Genomic DNA, 19,391 nt, shown 5'->3' on the forward strand with positions numbered 1-19,391 from the left:
AGCATTCGCTGCAGGCCTCGTCACCGGGGATGCACGCCGACCCGCAGATGATGCAGGCGCCGGTGCATGCCTGGCAGGCCATCTGACCTTCGACGCGCACGGGCTCCACCGGCTGCTTGCCGCACATCGGGCAATCAGCCAGAAGTGAACGCTTGGAGCTAACAGCAGCCGAATCGCTGATGCTGGACTGCCCTGCCCCGCTTCGAACCGGATTGGCGCAGGTCAGCACCGTCGAATGAACGTTAAGGGCCGGAACACTTGATTCCGTTGAGGCGTAGCCTCTACCCTGAGATTGACCGAGCAAAGTCATCTCCTCTTGATTGGGGAGACCCCGGACGCGAAGTTCCCGCTTCTCGTCCAAACCCTTTGAGAGCGCCCCCTTCGCGGGGGCTTCTCTGCTTTCTAGGGCAGGGTCACCGCTATGAAAATGTCTTGATCCGGACCGCCCGGTGGCGGCCGCTGTTCAAAGCGGCAGGCCTATCACCACCTCGCGAAACCTGTGAACGCAAGCCATGATCAGCTCACCCGGCCCTGTCCGGCCGTGGTGTTACCGATGACCCGCCCGGCGACGCGACGCTGGGTTTTCCCCAGCCGCGCAAGATGATTCGCCAACGCAGAGGCCTCAGTCCCGTCGTCGGCCATGTCGCCCGGGTAGATCACCATGTCCATCCCGCCGTCAGCGTTGGGGATCTCGGCGATGAACCCGCCGCGCGCAACCGCGTCGCCGCAGGCATCGAGCTTCCAGCCGTGACGCTTGAGAACCAACGCCCACCAGTACGCCATACGCACTGCGCGGTCGGGCTGGATCCCCAGGTCGGGCAGGAGGTCAGTGCGGCGAAGTACCGCGGCCGGCGCCAGGACCAGCCCGAGGCGGTCGATCAGGTCGATGACCGAGCGAAGTTCGGCGGTCCAACCAAGCGACCCCAGGCGCCAGATCGCCTCAGCGATCAACGTCGGAAGGTCGTGCGGCATGTCGCACTTGTTGTCGTGGCGGCGCTGCACCGTGACCACCTGGTAAGAGGCCAGCCGCACTCCCACCGTGGCGGTCTTAGTGTCGGCGTCGAAATCAAGGTTGACGAGAATGTCTCCGCGGCTGCGTAGTTCACGTGCCCACCAGTACAACGGCCGGATCCCCTTGACCGGCTGCGCGTGAGCGGGAACGGCGGCGATGGCATCGAAGCGCGGTGCATATCCGGCCAGCTCAGGCATCCGGGGCATCGGGCGATGTGGCAATACGTGAGGCAACTTCACCGAATCCCTCCTCATCATGCGGTCCTGCCGATGACCATACTCTAGACTAAGACAACTGGATATGACAGCTGCATTGACAGATTTTTGGAGACTTCGGTGAACCTGTCTGACTATGGATCGACTCGCAGGCCGCGCATGACCCGCCGTGTCCTGCGCGGATTCAACGCGCAAGCCTTCGCCGACGCTCGACGCCGGCGTGATATCAGCGTCGCCGACCTCTCCCGGATGTCTGACGTCGGCCAATCCACCATTCACGCCTGGGAAAAAGGCACATTCACCCCGCAGGTCGACCTGCTGGCCCGCGTGATGGGAATCCTCGAAACCCCCATCGAGCAGGTGGTAGATATCGCTGCTGATGAGCGGTACCCCGGAGACTGGCGTGTGGTCAGGGGAATGATGCAGCCCGAGCTGGCCGCCGCCGCCGGCATCGCGACCACCACTCTGCGCGGCATCGAGCGGGCCGACGTCTCGCTCACTGATGCCAATGCCGAGAAGCTCGCCGGTCTGCTCGACATCACCGTCGACGAATACCGAGCCGCCTACCAGCGCTGCCGGCAGCGCCCGCCCGGAACCTCCGCGTGACGACTGCTGGAACTTCAGCAAACTAGTTGGCCCATGAGGCGGCAGGACGGGGCGAAAGCCACGGCGCGCACAGACCGTCGCAATTGCTAGTGTCGTGACCTTAAAAGGCCAGTTGACGTCTGTATTCACCTCCGTGGCACCTTTCTTGATGACGAACGCTATGCCCTCACGGGCGAGGGTCTGTACACCAAAATTCCAACAGTCGAGCAAGGGAAAGTCACGAAAGTAGGCAGAGGAAAAAACGACAACCCGCCGATAACGATTTGATAACGTTTGCTTCGTGACCCTGCTGCCGCGTGCTGGCGGCAAGCCGAACGGTCACCGTGTCGGCCACAGCGGTCATGCTGAAGGTCTGAACGGCGAACGACCTTAGCCGTGGGTAGCCCGGTCAAGCAGAGCGCGGCGGCCCGGAGTGTGCCTACCCGTAGCTCATGTCCGCCTTGACGATCACTGCCCAGCGTAAGCGGCGCATGTCGGCGACTTCCCTTGCGTAGCAGACGGAATGATGGCGCCAACGACGTCCTGATCGGCAACGCGACGGTGTTCGGTAGCGGCGACCACATATCACACCTTCGATACGTGGGCGGCTACGACGAACAGGGAGAGCGAGCTGAAAAATGGGCCGACCATGAGGTCGTCGATCCACTTGCGAGCGCCGGCCGCCGGCAAGGCGCCGCAGGCAACCGCATGCTTGCAGACATCTCGGAAGCCGAGAACCTGGTCAGCCTCCACTGCGTCGGTCCACTGCGCCGTAACAGGAACGATCGTGTCGACGCTGAATCCCGCCGTGCCAAGCATTCTCGGCAGGGCCCGGCCGACCGTGGCGTTGCGGATGACTCGGTCGACGACATGGCGGGTGTAGGAGTCGCTGAACGCAACGTCGGGGTGATCGATGACGAGGGTGGCCCAGTCGGGCTCAACGCAGACGATCAGCCCTTCGGAATGCAACGTGCGAGCAGCTTCAGAAAGGACGGTGGCCGGCGACTCCACGTGCTGCAGCACCCGGTCGATGTGGATTCGGTCCACACTGTCGGCTGCCAGCGGTAGTCGGTGAATGTCGGCCGTCGTGACCGACACCATCGGAAGATGGCTTGCGCGCTGTTCGGCGTGGCCTAGCAGGTTCTGGTCGTGGTCAATGCCGATGACTTTCCCGGTAGGGCCGACTGCGTGGGCATATCCGGGTAGATCGACTCCGGCGCCGCACCCGAGATCGACGACGACCGTTCCGGGCTCGATCTTGAGCAAGGACTTCGCAAATGACTTATAGCCCTTCCCGGTTGGCGAGTCGGCTATGTTTCGCAGGTAGTCACTGGGTGCTGCCACGTCCAGCCATCGCCGGTACTGCGGTTCGCTCGTCTTCGTCATCGTGTGCCTTTCGTCAGAGAGGGAATGGTGGCCCTCTTTTTCAGCACACGAGGAGTGTTCGCGGGCTAGATGGAGTGCTTCGTCGGTCGCGCCCGGCGCGGTGCGCGCGAGGATAAGCGCGGCTGGCCCAGATCGCTCAGTCGGCGGGTGCATCGTTGGCGCCCTCCCGCTCGGAAGTGGCTGGACCATCTGATGTTTGGACGAGGTGTTTATGGAAGAAGGTGAACGTCCGCTGCCAGGCATCCTCGGCTTCGGGCTGCGAATAGGAAAAGCCGGCCAGCGTCTCGATGATGGTGAATGGCGCCGGGATGCCCGACTTGTTCATGAAGCTGTGTCCGGCGTGCGGGTATTCCTTGATGTCGCGATCGACGGAGCCTTTGGCGAGGGCGGAGTCTAATGCGCTCGCCGAGCCCTGTTTGACGATGCGGTCTTTGGCGCCGTAGCTGGCCACGACCGGGCACGAACGTGCAAGTGCGTCAATGCTCTTGGGTGCTAGGCCGTACTGGGCCGCCGCCACGTCGAAAAGTCCTCGTGGTGACAGCTGAAGCACGAAGCCGGCGCCCATGCAGAATCCGAGCAGCCCGATTCGGCCGGTGCACCGTGGGTCGCCGACCAGGTACTCGCGCGCGGCCGTGATGTCGTCGTAGGCGTCGCCAGTTTCTGCGAAGTGGGCCCGAATGGTGGCGATCATGCACCTGGGTTTGAAACCTCGTCCATAGAGGTGAGGCGTCAGGGTGAGATAGCCCTCGCTGGCGAGGCGATCGCTGATGCGCCGCAGATCCGCCGTCATCCCCTGTACATCCTGGATGACCACCACGCCAGGCCAGGGTCCATCACCTGTGGGTATTGCCAGATACCCAGGCAGAGCGCCCGCCGGGGTCATGTAGGTGATGTTCGGCATTGCGTCGTCCCGTCTGCTCGGTGTGTAACTCAGCCCTCGGGGCGAGCGGGCCGAGTCGTATCCCGCGGTTTCGCTCGATCTGCCCAATCCTCGGACACCAAAGCCGCGATGTTCTCCGACTGTAGAACATACTACTCCACTAGGAGAAGTCTACTCGCGTGTTGTATTATCGCCCGCTATGGAAGGCTCGGTTTTCCTCCAGCAACCGGCCCCGGTCGAGTTGTCTACGGCAGACCGAATTCGCGATGCCGCGATCCATTGCTTTGCCACACAAGGCATCAGCGCAACCACCATGCGCGCCATCACTCAAGCCGCCGGAGTGGCACACGGCCTGCCGCAACACCACTTCGGCAACAAAGCCGGGCTTATCGCGGCCATCGACGACCACGTGCTGCGCGTCTTCAGTGAAGCCCTCGAATCCAACCCACTACCAGTGCCAACAGAGCCGACCGACGACTTCAGATCCCTAGGCGGCCGCTTCTCCAAGCTCATCCATGATCACCCCGACATTGTCGACTACGTGGGCCGCGCACTCGGCGAGGGGAACAACATTGGCGCCGTGATCTTCGACGGGCTGCTCAAGATCAGCATCAGGCAACGCGATACCTTCGCCGCAGCGGGGCTCACCAGGGATGACATCGATCCGGAGTGGGCCGCGCTGAATCCGTTGATCCTGCGCCTGGGCGCGATCATGCTGCGTTCCCACATCGCCCGTCACGTCGACGGCGCGTTCACGACAACCGTCGAGCTGCAGCGGTGGGACGCCAGTGTCACCGCGCTGATCCGTCACGGCCAGTTCACGTCTGACCCCGCCGAGCTCAACAGTTAGCGGTGTGCGACGCGGGCTGGTATCGGCCCCGCGGGCACCATTGTGAACGGGACCGCCAGCGGGAAATCGTCCTCCAACGAGGACAGCTTCACGCGCCGGACAATCGAGGCCAGTGCCAGCGTCGCCTCCAGCATGGCGAAGTGATCGCCGATGCAGGACCGGGGCCCACCACCGAAAGGCACGTACTGCCACCGGTCCCGCGCCTTCATGTGCTCCGGGGTAAAGCGTTCAGGATCGAACCGCAGCGGATCCTCCCACAGGGTCGGGTCACGCTGGACCGACATCCGGCCGAACACCAGCATGGTCCCCGCCTCAACCCGATACCCGGCGATCTCCACATCCTCGATCGCCATCCGCGTCCCGGTCGGCCCGGGCGGGCACAGCCTCAAGGCCTCCCGAAGCACCTGCACGGTGTACCCGAGCTGCTCGACGTCGCCCGGCGTCAGTAACCGCTCACCGATCTGGGCGACCTCGGCGGCCACCCGCTCCTGCACTTGCGGATTGCGTCCCAACTGCCACAACGCATAGGTCAGCGTCGTAGCCGTGGTGTCATGGCCGGCGAACAGGAAGATCACGAGCTCGTCGCGGATCTCGTCATCAGTCAACGGCTGCCCGGTCTCGGGGTCACGCGCCGCGATCAGCGCCTGCACCAGCGGGGCGTCCAGGTCCGGATCCGCACGGCACGCCCGCACGATCTCAGCGGCCAGCCCCCGAATCGTCGCTGCAGCCTCCTGGGATCGCCGCCGCGCCGGCGTTGGCAACCACGCTGGCGTACGCAGAGGTTTCAGGGCCCGCCGTACCGCGTAACTGGTCGCGACCCGCAGCGGCTCGGCCACCACATCGGCCTGCTCGTCCAGATCCAGACCCAGCACCGAGCGACCCAACGCACGCATCGTCAGCTGACGCGCTTCGGCGTCCAGGCTGATCTGCGCGCCGTCGGCCCAGCCCGACACCACCATCTCTGTGGCCTCGGCCATATGGGCGCCGAAAGATTCCACCCGCTTCTTCGTGAACACCGGCTGCAGTGTGCGCCGACGCGGTAGCCATTCCTGGTGCGGCAACACAAATAAATTTCCGCCAAGCAAACGCCGAAGCTCTCGCCCCACTGCGCTCGTCTTGTCGATCGAGCCGTCACGTGCACCCACGATGTCGCGGATACCTTGAGGTGAGGTGGCTAAAACGATCGGCGGCATCAGCCACCGCGGGCCAAGGCTGAACCGGGTGACCGGTCCGCCGGCATCCCGCAGGATGTCGGTGCCGGTGTGAAAGTTCCGCAAAGCGTCACGTTTTTGCTTGTACGGCAACGGGTTAATCGGAGCCAGCGGAAGATCCGCGACAGTTTGCTTATGCGCAGTCTCAGTCACGCGCACACCTCCCAGCGTCGGACATAGTCTACGGACTGAGGCCCTCGGCGCCCCGGTGCCGAATCAGCGAAGGAACAGCATGCAGACCGCTTACACCGCACGAGTTCTCGACCCGACCAACCCTGCCGACAACGCCCTGCTCGACGAGCTCCGCGCTGACCCCGACATCGACTTCCTCGACGATCACGACGCCCAGCTGGAAAGCCTGCGCGCACTTCGCCCGGCACCCGCTGAGGAGCTGCTGCGCGAAGGGCAGCGATGGGCCTACTACCCGTGGCGGCGCGCCGTCGTCGCCGTGCTCGGCCCCCGCGGATTCCAGGCACTGCGACTGGACCGCAACCGCAACAACATCACCGCCGCAGAGCAAACCACCCTCAGCACCCTGACAGTAGGTGTGGCCGGGCTGAGTGTGGGCCATGTCATCGCCCACACGCTGGCCGCCCAAGGACTGTGCGGCAAACTGCGCCTGGCCGACTTCGACCATCTCGAACTGTCCAATCTCAACCGGGTGCCGGCCACCGTCTTCGACCTCGGGATCAACAAGGCCGTCGTCGCTGCCCGCCGAATCGCTGAACTCGACCCCTACCTGCCTGTCGAGGTGGTCGACACCGGCCTCAACGCCGAAACCCTCGACGACTTCGTCAACGGCCTCGACATCGCGGTCGAGGAATGCGATTCCCTCGACATCAAGGCCCTGCTGCGCATAGCTGCCCGCGACCTGCAGATCCCCGTGCTCATGGCCACCAGCGACCGCGGCATCGTCGACGTCGAACGCTTCGATCAAGAACCTGAGCGCCCCATCCTGCACGGACTGCTCGGCGACCTCGACATCGGACTTCTGCCCGGCATGACCAGCCGCGAGAAGATCCCCCACGTGCTGCGCCATCTGGAAGCCGAACGCCTGTCCCCTCGCACCGCAGCCTCCCTCATCGAGATCGACCGATCCCTTTCCACCTGGCCGCAGCTGGCCTCAGACGTCATCATCGGCGCTGCCGCGATCGCCGAAGCTGTCCGCAGAATCGGGCTCGGCGAACAACTCCGATCCGGCCGCAGCCGCATAGACGTCAACTGGGCCCTGGGCCAGATCCACGAACCCGACATGGCACATCGCTACGAACCGACCACCGACGAGCCGAACACCCCGCAGGCCCTCGACGGCGGCCCACTCGAACATCTCGCCACAGCCGCCATGCGCGCCCCCTCCGGAGGTAACACTCAGCCCTGGCAGATCGCTCTCACCGAAGACTCCATCACGGTCGGTATCGACCCCAACCACACCTCGACCATGGACCTCAAGTTCCGCGGCAGCGCCGTCGCCCTGGGCGCAGCACTGCTCAACATCAAGATCGCAGCCGCCGAACACCACGTGCTCGGCCCCGTCACCGTTACCGCCGCCGGCAGCGCGCCGCTGCAGGCCACCATGCGCATCACCGACGACGGCAACGACCCCGCACTCGCACAGCTCTACCAGTCCATGCTGGCCCGCGAATCCAACCGCCACCACGGAACCCCCAAGCCGCTCGACGACGCCACCATCACAGCGCTCACCGACGCGGCCGAACAGCACGGCGCACGCCTGCACCTGCTCACCCAACGAGATGACATCGCCCAAGCGGCCACCATCCTCGCCGCGGCCGACCGCGTACGGTTTCTCACCCCGCGCCTACATCAAGAGATGATTTCCGAACTGCGCTGGCCAGGCGACCCGGACCCCGACACGGGAATCGACGTGCGCAGCCTCGAATTCGATCCCGGCGAGATGGCGGTCCTCGACGTCCTGCGCCGCCCCGACGTCATGGAGCAGCTCGCCGAATGGGACGCCGGATCCGCACTCGGCGACGACATGCGAGACCGCGTCCTGGCCAGCTCAGCTCTGGTCGTCGTCACCGTAACTGGCAACGACCTGCGCGCCTACGCCACGGGCGGATCGGCAGTCGAAGCTGTGTGGATTGCGGCCCAGCAGCAAGGCTTCGGAGTCCAGCCGGTGTCCCCTGTCTTCCTTTACGCACAGACCGCCACCGAACTCGAGGAGCTTTCAGCACCCTTCGCAACCGAATTGGCCGAATTGCAAAGCGAATTCAACGCTCTGACGGACCTGCGACCCGGCGACTCCATCGCATTGATCCTGCGACTGGCCGTCGCGCCACCAGCGTCGCTACCAAGCCGACGCAACATCAGCCGGGTACGTAGTGCAACGACGACACACCACCCGCTCTCGAAGGGGCCTTGGTGACAAACGCACCGCTGAGCAGCGCAACCAGGTATTCGCGCGATTGCACCGCATCACGACAAGGTCGCCGAATAATGGGGTGGCGAGGCCCTGCGTAAACGCGAGTACGTGGCAAAGGCGTCTCCATGACCCCTCTAATCCATTTGGGTGAGAGACGACCTGCGCAGGGTCTCGCCCGCGAGCAACAAGCTGCGGGGCTGGATGGACAGGTGCGGGCATGTCATCAGACCTGATCCGGCCATTGAAGCCGTTCCTAGGCTGGCCTGCCAGTTGGATGCACCCGGGAACCTCCACCGCATCCTGTAGAACGATGCGTGCCATACTGTATTAGCAGATGTCATCACCGCTGATGACACATAGTCTCTACAGCCATGGAAGACGGAACGTCTTGCAGTGATGAAGATCAGGTCCGCAACGCCGCGCTCCATGCAGCGCGGCGAATCGCCAGCAACCGCATCATGAATCGTCTCGCCGCGGCCGGCATGACACTGCCAGGCGACGCCGAAGACATCACCGCAGTGATGCTCGCGGCAGATCCCGCCGACCCCCAGTGGGGCGCACTGTCGGCATACCGACTCGACTGGTCGCTAAATGTGCTCTCCCTCATCTCCAACGCCCTCGTCGAACGGCGCCGCCAACGCATCCGCACACCCGACGTCGACGCGGTAGCAGCCGCCATCAACGCCGGCGCAACGTGGAAACAGATCGGCGAGGCCGTCGGCTCGACGCCCGCAGTCGCCCACGGCCGATACCGCCAGCGCCTCTGACCGCGCAGCGATATGACAACGGGAAAGGAAGCAATGCATCCAGGAACACCGACTTCGGTTCCGGTTCCACTGCTGGTGTACGCGGTCGGCAACCGCGCCGCCGCCGAACTCCACCCGTTGCCGGCAAGCATGGTCAGGCTGCATCGCAGTGCCGCGGAGGCCGATCTCGCCGAGCTAGATGACCAACACGCGGTCCTCATCGAGCAGAGGATTCTGCCGTGGGATCCCGCAAGCGGCGAGCCACACACAGCCCTGTACGAGTACACCGTGGGCTACAGCGACGGCGAGCACTACACCCCCTGGGGGCAGTCAATTTCCACCGATCGGTCGGCCATCGAAATCGAGCTGACCGCCGTGCAGACAGCCATTGCCGAGTCCGCCAGCGACGGGTCGTTCGACGTGCTCATGCTCGAACGTCCTATTTTCCCGTGGTATCTCGCCCGCCCAAGGGCCATGCCGCTGAGCTGATTGATGCTGCGTGAGTACCTCACTCGGAAGCCGATCGCCCCGCTGCGCTGCAGCGATGAGGCACTTTGCTCGTGCAGGCGCGGAGTGCCGATCTGGCGGCTTTAGGCCGCAGCTTTGTGCGCAGTGACGAGCAACGCGGGTAGATAGGTGAGGCCGTCCTCGTCGGTGCGGAAGTTGTGTTCGGGAAGACCGGGAATATCGGGAAGCCGCACCGCGACGTGGGACGGTTCGACGACGTCGATGTCCCAGTACTTGGCGACGGCATCGCGTATCTCGTTGTCTGTCACCAGATTTGGCACAGGGCACGGCGAATCGGCTGGTAGCGCATCGGTGGTGAACACCAAGAGGTAGAGGCGGCCGCCCGGGTTGGTGGCCGCGTAGATGCCGCGCAGGTAATCGTCACGCGCGTCGAGCGGCAGCGAGTGGAACAAAGTGCAGTCGATGATGGTGTTGAACTGCGGTCCATCCAAGCCGAGCGCAGCGAGGTTGCGGGCATCGCCTTGAATGAACCGGACGTCGAGGTCGCCTTCGGCGGCCCGCTCCGTGGCGTGGTCGATGGCCGCGGTGGAAATGTCAACACCAATAGCGGCATAGCCTGCTTCGGCCAGAGCCAGTGTCAGATCGCCGATGCCGCAACCGGCATCGAGGACCGGCGCTTGGATCTGCCCAGCGGTGATGAGGCTGGCGATTACCGGTTGGGGCGCGCCGATATTCCACGGGGGCGGTCCGGAGAAGATGTGACCCTGGTAGGCGGCGTCCCAGTCCATGACATCTGACATGGACAGAGCGTAGCGGGCCGGGCACCGGCGCCGCTGTGGTTGTTGGTGTCGGCTCTGATTCCGATCTCGGCGAGATCATGGTCGGCGACCGGATCCGCGACGACTAGCGGTGAACCGTCCGCGAAGAACCGGCCCAGACAAAGGCATCGATCGTCGTGTCGCAATGCGGCGTTACGGTCGGGCAATGCAGGACATTTCAGTGCCGGCACAGCCACACCACCCGGTGTGGCTGATCATCACCCACGCCGCGTCCGCAATGATCCTCGGCCTGTGCGCCGCACTTCCCGTCGCCGCGGCCACCCATGTGCTGACGTGGGCCGCGATCTGCGTCACCCGCGGCTGCCACGCACCGACCGGCTTCGAGTCCCTGGTGCCCGTCGTGGCCATCACCACCTGGGCAACCGCCGCAGGGCTCGTCGGCGCGTACTACACCCGCACCCTGCTGAAGACCAACGACCACTCCCACACGCCCGCCACCACCCCGAGAGGGATCTGCCCATGACCACCACTGGTACCGAAGAAAGCCGCGGCTTGTACAGCAAATACACCGTCACCAAGGCCGACGGAACCCCGGTCCCCGGGCCGCTGTTCATCTTGAACTACGGCAAAGACCCCCACGCCCGTTTCGCGCTGGCCGCCTACGCCGACGCATGCCAGGCCACACACCCGGTGCTCGCCATCGACCTCCGTGCAGCATTGGCTAGATTCCGCATGTCCGCCATCCCTACGGAGCATCAACCCGCCAACCCCGACGTTTGGCGCGCACGTTTCGCCGGCCACATCGAAGGCGGCATTGACGCGGCCGAACTTGTCGGCAACGAGCTCGATACAGCACGAGGATTCGACCGCGAACTCACCCGTGCGTTCGCCGTCTACCTCAACAGCACCGCCACCGACCGCCGACGGCAATTCCTGATCCAGATCAACGCGATTGCTGCCCGCGCCTACACCTTCTATGTCCAGCTCGACCGCCCGGAGCTGCGTGTGCCGATCGAGAGCATTCTCTTCGATCTCGGAGGCCTCGCTGACGTCTTGACTCGCAGCAGCATCTGAGCGACCGGCGACGTCATCACACCGAACCTGGAGGGAACCCCGCGTATGAAACGCAGCCACCTGAGCCTGATGGTGACCGCTGCCGCGGCGATCGCCGCCGCGATCACACTGGGCGGCCCCGATGACCACATCGGTAACGCAGAACCGCCGGCCCCGGCCGCTGCAGGCAACGTCGCCGATCTGCTGGCCCAGGTCACGGTCGTCGACGACATTCCCGAAGTCGACGGTTACCAACGTAGCTGCGGTAAAGGCAAGGGCTGCGTGTTCGGCCCCGCGTGGAACGACCCCCTCGACCGTTCAGGCTGCGACACCCGTAACCGATTGTTACGCAACGTATTACAAGATATCGAATTCAAGCCGGGAACGAAGGAGTGCAAGGTCGTCGCGGGACGTTTGGATCCCGATCCGTACACCGGCCAGGTCGTCGACCTCAAACATGTGGCCATCGATCATCTGGTGCCCCTCAAGGCCGCGTGGAATGCCGGTGCCTCCCACTGGGATCCACAACAGCGTCGCATCTTCGCCAACGACATGACTGAACTCATCGCCGTATCCAGCTCGGCCAACAGCAGCAAGGGTGACTCCACGTTGTCCGAATGGCTTCCCGAAGCCGGGAAATGCCCATATGTGGTCCGCTACTTGACCGTCACCGTCAAATACCACTTGCCGATCACCGTGAAAGACCACGCCGCCGCAGTCATGGCCTGCTCGGCCGATCCATCAACGAAGGGCGCGAACTGATGCGCGACTACAAATCCCTCCTGATGTGTGGCCTCTTGCTGATGCTGCTCACGGGCATGCTGCCCATGTTCATGCAATCGGCCAGCACCATCGGCAAATCCTTCACCGACGACCCCAGCAGCTCGACACCGATCAAAACCCCGCCGCCGGCTGCCCCGGCCGCGACGGCCGACCCGGCCACTGACTGGTCGGCTGTCGTCCTGGTGGCGATCATCGCCGTCGCGGTCCTCACCGTCGCCGTTCTGATGTTCTTCGCGTGGCGGCATCTGACCAAGCGCAGCGCTGATAAGCGTGAGCAGCAGGCCCGCCGCAACGACCAGATCGAAATGTGGCAGCGGGGCCTCGACGCGATGGCCGAAACCCAGGAAGCTCTCATGGAATTCGAGACCGACCCCGAATCGGTTTACTTCACGCGCCGCCTCCTGGCCGACGTCAACGAAGCAGCCACCGCGGCCTTCTACACGGCCCTTGGCAACGCACAAACCCTGCGCACCGACACCGTTCCCACCGACCCTGACCTGATCACCGCGTTCGTCGACGCGGCCAACGCCGCGCGCCGAGCGTTCGACGTCGCAGACGACAACGCCCGCAACAAGGCGCGTCGCGGCATCAGCCACAACGGCCACAAACTCTCTCGCGAAGAGCGCCGCAAGATCGACCAGGCTCAAAAGCTGATGCGACAGGCCAACGATCCCGCCCTCACCGAGGCCCACGCACGTAACGCTCTCACCAAGGCCCTGGACCTGCTCGACGAGGCCGGCGCGGTTGTCCCCGAACGCCTGACCGCCAGCGTCGCCAAGAGCATCGAGACCATCCACCGCAAAGCGCTCACCAGCTGACCACAGCGACCTATCCAAGAGGGGGAACACGCAGATGCTTCGAGCAGCACACGCCAGCCACACTGGTGACCTCTACCTGGTCGACATCGAGCCCCCGCACGGCATCGTCGAACTTGTCCGCGATACCAGTCTGGAGACATGCACCGCCGAAGACCGGATCGTCTTCTGGTTCACTCGCAGCACCAACCGAGCATTCATGCTGCATAACGCCATGGCAACCGAATTGTTGCTGGTCACAACACGATTCACCGCACGTGATGTCCCCATCCTGCGTGGCAACATCGTCATCACGGGGCGTGACGGCACAGGCAACCCTGCCGCGCTCAACAACCACCAACTCCAGCGGCTCACCCACAGCATGCTCAGCAATCGCGAAAAGCGGATCCTGACCCGCCGCTTCACCTGCGATCTACGCATACAGCGGCGCCAGTCCATCGCAGAGCAGGCGGCGGCGCTACGCGGCGCCCAACAGCCCTGGGCAGGGCAGTGACTCTGCACCGGAGCGTATGGGAGGCAGCGCACCGAGGCGTCTGGTTGTCAGCACGCATCGCTCACCCTACGGAGCGAGACGACGCACATCAGCTAGGGCAGCGGTGAGGTTGGCGACAAGCTCCTCAGTAGCAGCCACGGTCAAAGGTTCATCGGCATCGACGTTGATCGTCAGGTCATACACCGTGCCGTCGGCCCGCTGAAATCCCGCGAGCTGCACCGCCGCGTGCTCGCCGCGCGGCACCGCCGCGAAGTACCGAAACATGGTTCCATCGCTGGATTCCCAGGGATCGATCCGAACGGCATCAACGGGCAGCAGAACGTGAGGATCGTCAGTAGTGGCCACGAAAATGCAACCTACCGCTATGCCACCCCACCGCTCGCACCAGTTATTCCGTCCGGTGGTCCTGAGGTGCACCACCGCTGGGCACCGAAATGTCGAACGAGCCCTCGTCGCCGTAGTCGGTTTCGTCCAAATCCCATTCTTGCCCGTTCAGGTCGCGCACCGTGTCATGCCGGCACTCCGGGCACCGGAACGCTGAGATGAGCCCAACGAGTTGGCGGCCACGCTGCAATCGTGCTCGCCCGATCGCCCGCGGCGCTGTCGACGGGTCCGTCCAGATCCGTCCCGTACAGAACAGACGTGACCGCGTACTGCCGCACTTATCGCACCGTGACGGCTTCTTCGGCGGAGGGCAAATGAACATCCGCCCGGTGTCATCCCATTCGCCCCACTGCACCGGCAGCCCGTCCCAGCGCGGTGGCAGATCATGCTCACGCGGCCACAACTCAAACCCGAGCTGTTCCCCCGCGTCGGACATGGCGTCCCACTCCTTGGCGGTGTCCGCGATCGCCACGCCGTGGGCCCGCCCGGTATTCGCCATGGGGATCATGATGCCTGCAATGTGCGACACGACCTACGACTCTCACCGGCCGTCCGCGACCTCGGTCTCGCCAGAAAATTTGGGTATGACGCGGAAGCCGATTTTGGCCAAACCGGCGGTTACGTTCAACTGCATGACTAATCAATCCACGCCAGCAGTGCGCACCTCGACGGTCATCCCGGCACCGCCGGGACTGTCCATCATCTACAACAGCGGCGGGGCGAAACCCATCGTCGCCCTTCACATCACCACCACCGGTCCGACCATCCCCGAAGTCACAGCGCTTTACCTCGACCGCGACGGGTCGGTGAAACCGATCACCAACGACCAAGACGTCCAGATGGCAGCGTGGGGTGGCCGCGGGAGCGTCGTGCACGACAACCAAGGTGACTTTTACAACTAACCGCACCATCCGGCGTAGCGTCGATAGAAGGTTGCCTCCCGGCACTGTCCTGCATCCCCTCAAGCGTGCCTGGGGGCAACCTCACCTGGATGGTCTGCCACGAACAAATCCGGCTGCGTCGCATAGACCATCGCTTCCAACTCGGAATAGCCAAGATCGCGCGCAGCGGCATAGATCGCCGCATAGGTCGGTTCAGCTGATATCGGATCCATGCGTGCCTCTCTCACCGTCGCCCGGTTTTTGCAGTATCAACCCGCGGCCGGACATGGTGGCCGATTCCCAGGCGCGGTGCGGTGACCAGCACCGAAACGGTGATCGCTAGGCCGTGTCCAACCTGGGCGGCATCATCTCGGCCATGCAGGTAACCGTCGGAGACTGGTGGACCATGGACGACCGGGGCCGCGGCATCGCCCACCGCGTCGCAGCGGTCATCCCTGACCTCGTAGACCGCAACGAGTTCGTCAATTACGACTACTCGCAGTGGATTCCGCTGTGTGCCTGTGACCCCGCGGCCGAGACGCCGCGAACAGAGTCGGCCACCATGTTCTCCACCTTCGCCCCGGGTACTGACCGCCCCCGCTGCTCACGATGCGAAGTCATGTCACCAGTCCTGGACCGTTGGCTCATGCGCACCGAGGCAGCTCGATGATCACCAGCACGCGGTGTTTCGAGGCTCGCTGCGACGAATGCGACGCCAGCTTCGGTGGGGAAGACATCGCCGCCATCCACTACTGCGATGCCGCAACCCTGGAACGCGACCTCGAAACACAGGGCTGGGCAGTCACCGGCAACCGCGTGCTGTGCCCGTCATGCCAACACCACATCGCGTGCACGTTGATCGGCCACCATTGGAAGCCCTGGCGTTCTCTGGCTCACCTGGGCCTGCCTGGTCTGATGCGTAGCTGCAAACATTGCGGCACAGCGGAATTCGATCCACCAGTGCATCCGGTCAGCGACCATACCCATGCGGCACCATGAAGGCCTCCTCGAGGATCGGTCGCGGTCTGCGGTCACCGATGCGCTTTGAGAGACGGCTGACCAGCGCCGATGGCATTTCCCCACGGTGTCGCACGTACGGGGGATGATTGGCCACATGCTTGCCGTTCGGTTCCTACTCTGGTCGGCCCGGACTGGGATAATCGCCCTGGTCGGACTCTGGTCGACCTACCTGGTGCTGGACGTGGTTGCTGCCATCGAACAGCACGCGACGATCGAGGATCGGTGACCCTCGGATGCGGATTCCAAGCGCGCCACGACTACGGGCAGTGCCAGAACTCGACCACTACGAAACCCACGTCGGTGCCCTCAACGACACCCATATCGGCCGCACCGTCGCCGTCAGCACCGGGACAGCAGTAGTAGCAGGCCCGCTGGACTCGATTCAAGAATCCGCCCTCAGGGGTAAAGCCCACCTGATCCTGACTGTTCGTTGCGGCGGCACTGTCGGCTGGCTTCCCCTCGGCCTGCACCCCTCCCATCCTGTGACTGTGCTACCGCGCGACCACAAACTCACCGTGACCGTCACACCCAAGACGTAGGAGAAACCGTGCCAAACAATCTGCTCACCTGCCCTGACTGCGGATATACCTACCCGCCCGGCAGCATCGCCTCCTACTACGAGGGTGTCCTGGACCCGATCGTGGAATCCGGAGGCCGGTCCACGCACCCCGCCCACTGCCCCCGCTCGCCAGCACTCCACGAACCCTCAGTCGGCTTGTTTCAGCAGCAGCCCTGCCCCTGGGAGCGACACCGGTGACCGAATACGCCGCCGACACAGCCGAACTCGACGCTCTGCCCAATCTGTCGGTGGTGCAGTTCCGCGGCCTGGGCCTCGGCATCAACAACCGGCTCGTTTGGCAGCTCGACGAGGAATGGTTCGCCCCCGGCAGTTCCGAGTCCGTGCCGTCGACCTACTTCCCGCCGGAGGCATACCCCGCCGCTGTCATCTGGAAGCCCACATCATGACTCTCACCCGCTGATGCCTCGCAGCAGATAGGTGAGTCACCGACAGCCGGCCAGAACAACGCGCATGGCCTCCAGATCCACGACAGTGCCGAATCCTCGTTTCAGCATGCACATGTGCAAGACTCCGTCGGGTGCAACTAGTCGCGGCTGAAACTCTCCTCGGTGTACCGCTGGGAATGGTTGGCCATCAAGGCTGCTTGGTGTTCGCGGTGTACGTCGCTGCCCCACCATGGCGGCGGTGACCATCCACTGGAGCGGCCGTGGTGGATGACACGTTGAATGCCGGCGAGCTGCTTGAACTGAATCTGCGCGTCCTCGTCGGTAATCAGTCCGTGTGCCATCAGGGCGTAGACGGTCCACTGCACCAGAACGGTGAGCGCCGGCGCGTGGTCCTGCCACTCAACGAGGTCTGCTGAAGGATCGTCGATATAAGTGATCACCCGGTCCATCGCGTCGTGATGGGTGTCGGTCAGTTCCTGCGCGGCAAGCGGACGGAGTGCATCGCGGTAGCGGAAGCCGTCGGAGCCGGCCACGGGCACCCAGATCATCGGTGTGCCGCGATCGCCGCAGACGTGGTGGAGCTCTGGGGTGGGTACTGGCGGGCACGCTCGTCGCAGCGGCGGGCGAACTCGTCGCAGCGGCGGGCGAACTCGTCGCATTCGCGCGCTCTGGTCTCCTCCCCCTGCGCTCGGGCGTGGGCAGCAGCGGCCCGGTAGAAGCGTGCGCGCGCGGGGTAGTCGGTGGGGGCTTTGTGCCGCATATGTGTGAGTCTCCAATACAGGTATGACATTTCGCGACCGCGAACAGTGGAGGCGTTGCCGGTCAGGGTGCTTGGTCGCAGAGGGCTTGTACGGTGCGACCGGTGGTGTCGGCCACGGTGGCCATCGAGTCGATGTCTTCGCGGCTGGCACCGTGGTTGATGAGCGATCCGAGGTTGGTCAGGGCGTACGCATAGGCAGTGATCGCCGCGTTCATGGGTGCCGAAAGCTCTTGCCGGTCCAGAGTTTGTAGTGCACTCGCGTAGGTGATGACGTGGGTGCCGTCAGGGTGAGGTGCCGGATTACCGGGGTCCGGTGCTGGTGCGATCGCTTCGTGAGCCAGTTGGGAGATGGCGGCGAAGGCGCCGCAGGCATGCGCCTGCGACATCGGCGGCGGCCCAGAGCTGGTCGGGCGCTTGGCCGCGGTCGTCACTGGCTCGGGAAGAGGGGTATTGGCCGGGGTCAGGTCGTCAGTGGAACACGAGGTGACGATCGCGGCTATGGCCGCAAGAATGATCGCTGTTCGGCTAGGCATTACAAGGAATTCCTCTCGGCAGGTGGACATTTCGCCGATCGCGGCGAACTGGTTTGTTGACCGCGCCTACGTGCTGAGGACCAGGGCGAGGAACTCCTGTCCGACTGCGATGAGCAGCAGGATGACGGAAAGGCCGACGGCGTGCCAGGTGCTCAGGTTCACGATGCCGGTGGAGCGCAAGATCCACACGGCGGGGATGCCGATGACGATCAGCAGTAGCCGCCATGTGATGTCCCACCACGTAGGGTCTTTCGCTTCCTGCGAGGTGCCGTCGGAGCCGTCAGTGCCGGCCATCAGCAGCCCGCCGTTCCAAGCATGATTCTCGGGGACCATCCGCGCGGCACCTGGCCGTCACGCCAATGGGCGGGCTGTAAGCGGTGTGCCCACGTGCCGTTCTTGGCGACGGTGCGAGCTACACCATCGGTGACAGTGAAGTCGATGTCGAACTCGGCGAGCTGCTTGGTGTCGCGCTCGAAGGGGACGGTAACAAGGATCAGCTGCCCCATGTCGTGGATCATGCCGGGGTCGTCCGGCCAGACATTCGACAACGAGATGGTGCCATGCGCGCACCGCAGCCAACCGGAGTCGGCGTCCTGCCACACCTCGACACTTTCGGATGGTGTTGTCATGAGGCGATCGGCAATGTCGAGCTGTTCCGCGGCTGGTGGTTGCAGTAGCTGCCGGGGACACAGTCGGGTGAGCACAGTTGGAGATGCCAGCCCGTGAGTCCTGAGGCAAGTCGGACGTTGGATCCCTGCGCCCCGATGGCCCGAGCAAGTTGTGACGGGCCGGCCGCGCTGGGCTCGTTGTCGAAAACCATGCGTGCCTTGCGGCTAAGGATGTCGGTGACTTCCACGCTGATTGGGGAGACGTTGTGCGCGGAAATGGCGTTTGACAGGTAGGTGGTGATGTCGGGCGAGTAGGTGACGATTCCGACCATTTCCAGTCCGATGTCGCGGGCGACGGCGCGGGCGACGGCGCCGGCCTTGCCGATGCACACGGCGGCGGCCGGAACACCGGGCTGCGTGGTGGTGACAGAGACCTTGCATCGGGGTTCTTCGACGACTACGCGAACGACTTCGACGATGCCGAAGGCGATTTCGGCGACATGACGGGACAGGGCGTCGACGACGGCGGCCTCAGTGACGGTGTTGCGATGGTGGCGGGTGTGGGTCGCCATGGGTGGTA

Annotated in this window: 30 protein-coding genes; 15 read left to right on the forward strand and 15 right to left on the reverse strand. The window is 64.1% G+C overall.

Annotated elements, in window-relative coordinates; genetic code table 11:
* Nucleotides 1–516: 516 nt before the first annotated feature.
* The gene (locus tag AB0876_RS31700; RefSeq protein ID WP_526043908.1) at nucleotides 517–1,251 is read right to left on the reverse strand and encodes a hypothetical protein; all 735 of its coding nucleotides are present in this window, start codon (nucleotides 1,249–1,251) and stop codon (nucleotides 517–519) included.
* A 135-nt stretch (nucleotides 1,252–1,386) separates the two neighbouring features.
* On the opposite strand from AB0876_RS31700, the gene AB0876_RS31705 reads away from it, so the two are divergent.
* The gene (locus tag AB0876_RS31705) at nucleotides 1,387–1,833 is read left to right on the forward strand and encodes a helix-turn-helix transcriptional regulator (RefSeq protein WP_526043909.1); all 447 of its coding nucleotides are present in this window, start codon (nucleotides 1,387–1,389) and stop codon (nucleotides 1,831–1,833) included.
* 564 nt (nucleotides 1,834–2,397) lie between these two features.
* Here the strand turns inward: AB0876_RS31705 and AB0876_RS31710 are convergent.
* Both AB0876_RS31710 and AB0876_RS31715 read right to left on the reverse strand, forming a co-directional pair.
* Nucleotides 2,398–3,198, reverse strand: coding sequence for a class I SAM-dependent methyltransferase (locus AB0876_RS31710; protein ID WP_526043910.1), 801 nt, complete (start codon nucleotides 3,196–3,198; stop codon nucleotides 2,398–2,400).
* Between the two features lie 136 nt (nucleotides 3,199–3,334).
* On the reverse strand, nucleotides 3,335–4,099 hold the full coding sequence (locus AB0876_RS31715) for a dienelactone hydrolase family protein (RefSeq protein WP_526043911.1): 765 nt from the start codon (nucleotides 4,097–4,099) through the stop codon (nucleotides 3,335–3,337).
* A 178-nt stretch (nucleotides 4,100–4,277) separates the two neighbouring features.
* On the opposite strand from AB0876_RS31715, the gene AB0876_RS31720 reads away from it, so the two are divergent.
* The gene (locus AB0876_RS31720; protein WP_526043912.1) at nucleotides 4,278–4,928 is read left to right on the forward strand and encodes a TetR/AcrR family transcriptional regulator; all 651 of its coding nucleotides are present in this window, start codon (nucleotides 4,278–4,280) and stop codon (nucleotides 4,926–4,928) included.
* Here the strand turns inward: AB0876_RS31720 and AB0876_RS31725 are convergent.
* Complete coding sequence (locus AB0876_RS31725) at nucleotides 4,925–6,292, reverse strand: cytochrome P450 (RefSeq protein WP_526043913.1); 1,368 nt, start codon at nucleotides 6,290–6,292, stop codon at nucleotides 4,925–4,927. The genes AB0876_RS31720 and AB0876_RS31725 overlap by 4 nt on opposite strands.
* Before the next feature lie 79 nt (nucleotides 6,293–6,371).
* Between AB0876_RS31725 and AB0876_RS31730 the strand changes: the two genes are divergently transcribed.
* The 3 genes from AB0876_RS31730 (at nucleotide 6,372) to AB0876_RS31740 (ending at nucleotide 9,757) form a co-directional block, all read left to right on the forward strand.
* Nucleotides 6,372–8,525, forward strand: coding sequence for an Rv1355c family protein (locus tag AB0876_RS31730; protein ID WP_526043914.1), 2,154 nt, complete (start codon nucleotides 6,372–6,374; stop codon nucleotides 8,523–8,525).
* 455 nt (nucleotides 8,526–8,980) lie between these two features.
* Nucleotides 8,981–9,289, forward strand: a complete 309-nt coding sequence (locus AB0876_RS31735; RefSeq protein WP_526043915.1) for a hypothetical protein — start codon at nucleotides 8,981–8,983, stop codon at nucleotides 9,287–9,289.
* Between the two features lie 33 nt (nucleotides 9,290–9,322).
* Nucleotides 9,323–9,757, forward strand: a complete 435-nt coding sequence (locus AB0876_RS31740) for a hypothetical protein (RefSeq protein ID WP_526043916.1) — start codon at nucleotides 9,323–9,325, stop codon at nucleotides 9,755–9,757.
* Nucleotides 9,758–9,858: 101 nt separating this feature from the next.
* Here AB0876_RS31740 and AB0876_RS31745 read toward each other — a convergent pair whose 3' ends face one another.
* Complete coding sequence (locus AB0876_RS31745; RefSeq protein WP_526043917.1) at nucleotides 9,859–10,536, reverse strand: class I SAM-dependent methyltransferase; 678 nt, start codon at nucleotides 10,534–10,536, stop codon at nucleotides 9,859–9,861.
* A gap of 184 nt (nucleotides 10,537–10,720) precedes the next feature.
* Between AB0876_RS31745 and AB0876_RS31750 the strand changes: the two genes are divergently transcribed.
* Genes AB0876_RS31750 through AB0876_RS31770 form a run of 5 tightly spaced genes read left to right on the forward strand, consistent with a single transcriptional unit; the run spans nucleotide 10,721 to nucleotide 13,659 of the window.
* Nucleotides 10,721–11,038 carry a hypothetical protein gene (locus AB0876_RS31750; protein WP_526043918.1) on the forward strand — a complete coding sequence of 106 codons (318 nt, stop codon included), beginning with the start codon at nucleotides 10,721–10,723 and terminating at the stop codon, nucleotides 11,036–11,038.
* On the forward strand, nucleotides 11,035–11,589 hold the full coding sequence (locus AB0876_RS31755; RefSeq protein WP_526043919.1) for a hypothetical protein: 555 nt from the start codon (nucleotides 11,035–11,037) through the stop codon (nucleotides 11,587–11,589). Before AB0876_RS31750 ends, AB0876_RS31755 begins: the two co-directional genes overlap by 4 nt.
* A gap of 45 nt (nucleotides 11,590–11,634) precedes the next feature.
* Nucleotides 11,635–12,330, forward strand: a complete 696-nt coding sequence (locus AB0876_RS31760) for a GmrSD restriction endonuclease domain-containing protein (RefSeq protein WP_526043920.1) — start codon at nucleotides 11,635–11,637, stop codon at nucleotides 12,328–12,330.
* Nucleotides 12,330–13,169 carry a hypothetical protein gene (locus AB0876_RS31765; protein WP_526043921.1) on the forward strand — a complete coding sequence of 280 codons (840 nt, stop codon included), beginning with the start codon at nucleotides 12,330–12,332 and terminating at the stop codon, nucleotides 13,167–13,169. The genes AB0876_RS31760 and AB0876_RS31765 overlap by 1 nt, the downstream gene beginning before the upstream one ends.
* A gap of 34 nt (nucleotides 13,170–13,203) precedes the next feature.
* On the forward strand, nucleotides 13,204–13,659 hold the full coding sequence (locus tag AB0876_RS31770; RefSeq protein WP_526043922.1) for a hypothetical protein: 456 nt from the start codon (nucleotides 13,204–13,206) through the stop codon (nucleotides 13,657–13,659).
* 66 nt (nucleotides 13,660–13,725) lie between these two features.
* On the opposite strand, the gene AB0876_RS31775 is transcribed toward AB0876_RS31770, so the two are convergent.
* Both AB0876_RS31775 and AB0876_RS31780 read right to left on the reverse strand, forming a co-directional pair.
* On the reverse strand, nucleotides 13,726–14,004 hold the full coding sequence (locus tag AB0876_RS31775) for a hypothetical protein (RefSeq protein WP_526043923.1): 279 nt from the start codon (nucleotides 14,002–14,004) through the stop codon (nucleotides 13,726–13,728).
* A 43-nt stretch (nucleotides 14,005–14,047) separates the two neighbouring features.
* A complete protein-coding gene (locus tag AB0876_RS31780; RefSeq protein WP_526043924.1) occupies nucleotides 14,048–14,542 on the reverse strand; it encodes a hypothetical protein in 495 nt (164 codons plus the stop codon).
* A gap of 133 nt (nucleotides 14,543–14,675) precedes the next feature.
* Here AB0876_RS31780 and AB0876_RS31785 point away from each other — a divergent pair, with 133 nt between their 5' ends.
* Nucleotides 14,676–14,945 (forward strand): hypothetical protein, encoded by a 270-nt coding sequence (locus AB0876_RS31785; protein ID WP_526043925.1) that lies wholly within the window; start codon nucleotides 14,676–14,678, stop codon nucleotides 14,943–14,945.
* Between the two features lie 59 nt (nucleotides 14,946–15,004).
* Here AB0876_RS31785 and AB0876_RS31790 read toward each other — a convergent pair whose 3' ends face one another.
* Complete coding sequence (locus AB0876_RS31790) at nucleotides 15,005–15,157, reverse strand: hypothetical protein (RefSeq protein WP_526043926.1); 153 nt, start codon at nucleotides 15,155–15,157, stop codon at nucleotides 15,005–15,007.
* A gap of 113 nt (nucleotides 15,158–15,270) precedes the next feature.
* On the opposite strand from AB0876_RS31790, the gene AB0876_RS31795 reads away from it, so the two are divergent.
* From AB0876_RS31795 to AB0876_RS31805, 3 genes are all read left to right on the forward strand, one after another.
* Nucleotides 15,271–15,594: a hypothetical protein gene (locus AB0876_RS31795; RefSeq protein WP_526043927.1), complete on the forward strand. Its 324-nt coding sequence runs from the start codon at nucleotides 15,271–15,273 to the stop codon at nucleotides 15,592–15,594.
* Nucleotides 15,591–15,923, forward strand: coding sequence for a hypothetical protein (locus tag AB0876_RS31800; RefSeq protein ID WP_526043928.1), 333 nt, complete (start codon nucleotides 15,591–15,593; stop codon nucleotides 15,921–15,923). The genes AB0876_RS31795 and AB0876_RS31800 overlap by 4 nt, the downstream gene beginning before the upstream one ends.
* Nucleotides 15,924–16,038: 115 nt before the next feature.
* On the forward strand, nucleotides 16,039–16,170 hold the full coding sequence (locus AB0876_RS31805) for a hypothetical protein (protein WP_526043929.1): 132 nt from the start codon (nucleotides 16,039–16,041) through the stop codon (nucleotides 16,168–16,170).
* Nucleotides 16,171–16,201: 31 nt separating this feature from the next.
* On the opposite strand, the gene AB0876_RS31810 is transcribed toward AB0876_RS31805, so the two are convergent.
* The gene (locus AB0876_RS31810) at nucleotides 16,202–16,423 is read right to left on the reverse strand and encodes a hypothetical protein (RefSeq protein WP_526043930.1); all 222 of its coding nucleotides are present in this window, start codon (nucleotides 16,421–16,423) and stop codon (nucleotides 16,202–16,204) included.
* Between the two features lie 274 nt (nucleotides 16,424–16,697).
* Between AB0876_RS31810 and AB0876_RS31815 the strand changes: the two genes are divergently transcribed.
* Complete coding sequence (locus AB0876_RS31815) at nucleotides 16,698–16,910, forward strand: hypothetical protein (protein ID WP_526043931.1); 213 nt, start codon at nucleotides 16,698–16,700, stop codon at nucleotides 16,908–16,910.
* A gap of 137 nt (nucleotides 16,911–17,047) precedes the next feature.
* Here the strand turns inward: AB0876_RS31815 and AB0876_RS31820 are convergent, their stop codons facing one another.
* From AB0876_RS31820 to AB0876_RS31845, 6 genes are all read right to left on the reverse strand, one after another.
* On the reverse strand, nucleotides 17,048–17,458 hold the full coding sequence (locus tag AB0876_RS31820; RefSeq protein WP_526043932.1) for a hypothetical protein: 411 nt from the start codon (nucleotides 17,456–17,458) through the stop codon (nucleotides 17,048–17,050).
* On the reverse strand, nucleotides 17,455–17,670 hold the full coding sequence (locus tag AB0876_RS31825; protein ID WP_526043933.1) for a hypothetical protein: 216 nt from the start codon (nucleotides 17,668–17,670) through the stop codon (nucleotides 17,455–17,457). Before AB0876_RS31825 ends, AB0876_RS31820 begins: the two co-directional genes overlap by 4 nt.
* Nucleotides 17,671–17,732: 62 nt before the next feature.
* Nucleotides 17,733–18,203, reverse strand: a complete 471-nt coding sequence (locus AB0876_RS31830) for a hypothetical protein (protein WP_526043934.1) — start codon at nucleotides 18,201–18,203, stop codon at nucleotides 17,733–17,735.
* A gap of 66 nt (nucleotides 18,204–18,269) precedes the next feature.
* Nucleotides 18,270–18,497, reverse strand: a complete 228-nt coding sequence (locus tag AB0876_RS31835; protein ID WP_526043935.1) for a hypothetical protein — start codon at nucleotides 18,495–18,497, stop codon at nucleotides 18,270–18,272.
* Complete coding sequence (locus AB0876_RS31840; RefSeq protein ID WP_526043936.1) at nucleotides 18,497–18,832, reverse strand: hypothetical protein; 336 nt, start codon at nucleotides 18,830–18,832, stop codon at nucleotides 18,497–18,499. The genes AB0876_RS31835 and AB0876_RS31840 overlap by 1 nt, the downstream gene beginning before the upstream one ends.
* Complete coding sequence (locus tag AB0876_RS31845; protein WP_526043937.1) at nucleotides 18,829–19,383, reverse strand: hypothetical protein; 555 nt, start codon at nucleotides 19,381–19,383, stop codon at nucleotides 18,829–18,831. Before AB0876_RS31845 ends, AB0876_RS31840 begins: the two co-directional genes overlap by 4 nt.
* Nucleotides 19,384–19,391: the final 8 nt, after the last annotated feature.

Source organism: Mycobacterium sp. NPDC049093 (genome assembly GCF_040704635.1).
Lineage (GTDB): Bacteria > Actinomycetota > Actinomycetes > Mycobacteriales > Mycobacteriaceae > Mycobacterium.

Bases quoted from the DNA above. Each gene is read 5' to 3' on its own strand.
- AB0876_RS31720 (WP_526043912.1), top strand. From the start codon at position 4,278: ATGGAAGGCTCGGTTTTCCTCCAGCAACCGGCCCCGGTCGAGTTGTCT.
- AB0876_RS31780 (WP_526043924.1), bottom strand. From the start codon at position 14,542: ATGGCGAATACCGGGCGGGCCCACGGCGTGGCGATCGCGGACACCGCC.
- AB0876_RS31845 (WP_526043937.1), bottom strand. From the start codon at position 19,383: ATGGCGACCCACACCCGCCACCATCGCAACACCGTCACTGAGGCCGCC.
- AB0876_RS31745 (WP_526043917.1), bottom strand. From the start codon at position 10,536: ATGTCAGATGTCATGGACTGGGACGCCGCCTACCAGGGTCACATCTTC.
- AB0876_RS31755 (WP_526043919.1), top strand. From the start codon at position 11,035: ATGACCACCACTGGTACCGAAGAAAGCCGCGGCTTGTACAGCAAATAC.
- AB0876_RS31810 (WP_526043930.1), bottom strand. From the start codon at position 16,423: ATGGGAGGGGTGCAGGCCGAGGGGAAGCCAGCCGACAGTGCCGCCGCA.
- AB0876_RS31840 (WP_526043936.1), bottom strand. From the start codon at position 18,832: ATGACAACACCATCCGAAAGTGTCGAGGTGTGGCAGGACGCCGACTCC.
- AB0876_RS31790 (WP_526043926.1), bottom strand. From the start codon at position 15,157: ATGGATCCGATATCAGCTGAACCGACCTATGCGGCGATCTATGCCGCT.
- AB0876_RS31715 (WP_526043911.1), bottom strand. From the start codon at position 4,099: ATGCCGAACATCACCTACATGACCCCGGCGGGCGCTCTGCCTGGGTAT.
- AB0876_RS31750 (WP_526043918.1), top strand. From the start codon at position 10,721: ATGCAGGACATTTCAGTGCCGGCACAGCCACACCACCCGGTGTGGCTG.
- AB0876_RS31785 (WP_526043925.1), top strand. From the start codon at position 14,676: ATGACTAATCAATCCACGCCAGCAGTGCGCACCTCGACGGTCATCCCG.
- AB0876_RS31705 (WP_526043909.1), top strand. From the start codon at position 1,387: ATGACCCGCCGTGTCCTGCGCGGATTCAACGCGCAAGCCTTCGCCGAC.
- AB0876_RS31760 (WP_526043920.1), top strand. From the start codon at position 11,635: ATGAAACGCAGCCACCTGAGCCTGATGGTGACCGCTGCCGCGGCGATC.
- AB0876_RS31710 (WP_526043910.1), bottom strand. From the start codon at position 3,198: ATGACGAAGACGAGCGAACCGCAGTACCGGCGATGGCTGGACGTGGCA.
- AB0876_RS31825 (WP_526043933.1), bottom strand. From the start codon at position 17,670: ATGCGGCACAAAGCCCCCACCGACTACCCCGCGCGCGCACGCTTCTAC.
- AB0876_RS31800 (WP_526043928.1), top strand. From the start codon at position 15,591: ATGATCACCAGCACGCGGTGTTTCGAGGCTCGCTGCGACGAATGCGAC.
- AB0876_RS31830 (WP_526043934.1), bottom strand. From the start codon at position 18,203: ATGCCTAGCCGAACAGCGATCATTCTTGCGGCCATAGCCGCGATCGTC.
- AB0876_RS31770 (WP_526043922.1), top strand. From the start codon at position 13,204: ATGCTTCGAGCAGCACACGCCAGCCACACTGGTGACCTCTACCTGGTC.
- AB0876_RS31735 (WP_526043915.1), top strand. From the start codon at position 8,981: ATGAATCGTCTCGCCGCGGCCGGCATGACACTGCCAGGCGACGCCGAA.
- AB0876_RS31835 (WP_526043935.1), bottom strand. From the start codon at position 18,497: ATGGCCGGCACTGACGGCTCCGACGGCACCTCGCAGGAAGCGAAAGAC.
- AB0876_RS31820 (WP_526043932.1), bottom strand. From the start codon at position 17,458: ATGATCTGGGTGCCCGTGGCCGGCTCCGACGGCTTCCGCTACCGCGAT.
- AB0876_RS31730 (WP_526043914.1), top strand. From the start codon at position 6,372: ATGCAGACCGCTTACACCGCACGAGTTCTCGACCCGACCAACCCTGCC.
- AB0876_RS31805 (WP_526043929.1), top strand. From the start codon at position 16,039: ATGCTTGCCGTTCGGTTCCTACTCTGGTCGGCCCGGACTGGGATAATC.
- AB0876_RS31765 (WP_526043921.1), top strand. From the start codon at position 12,330: ATGCGCGACTACAAATCCCTCCTGATGTGTGGCCTCTTGCTGATGCTG.
- AB0876_RS31740 (WP_526043916.1), top strand. From the start codon at position 9,323: ATGCATCCAGGAACACCGACTTCGGTTCCGGTTCCACTGCTGGTGTAC.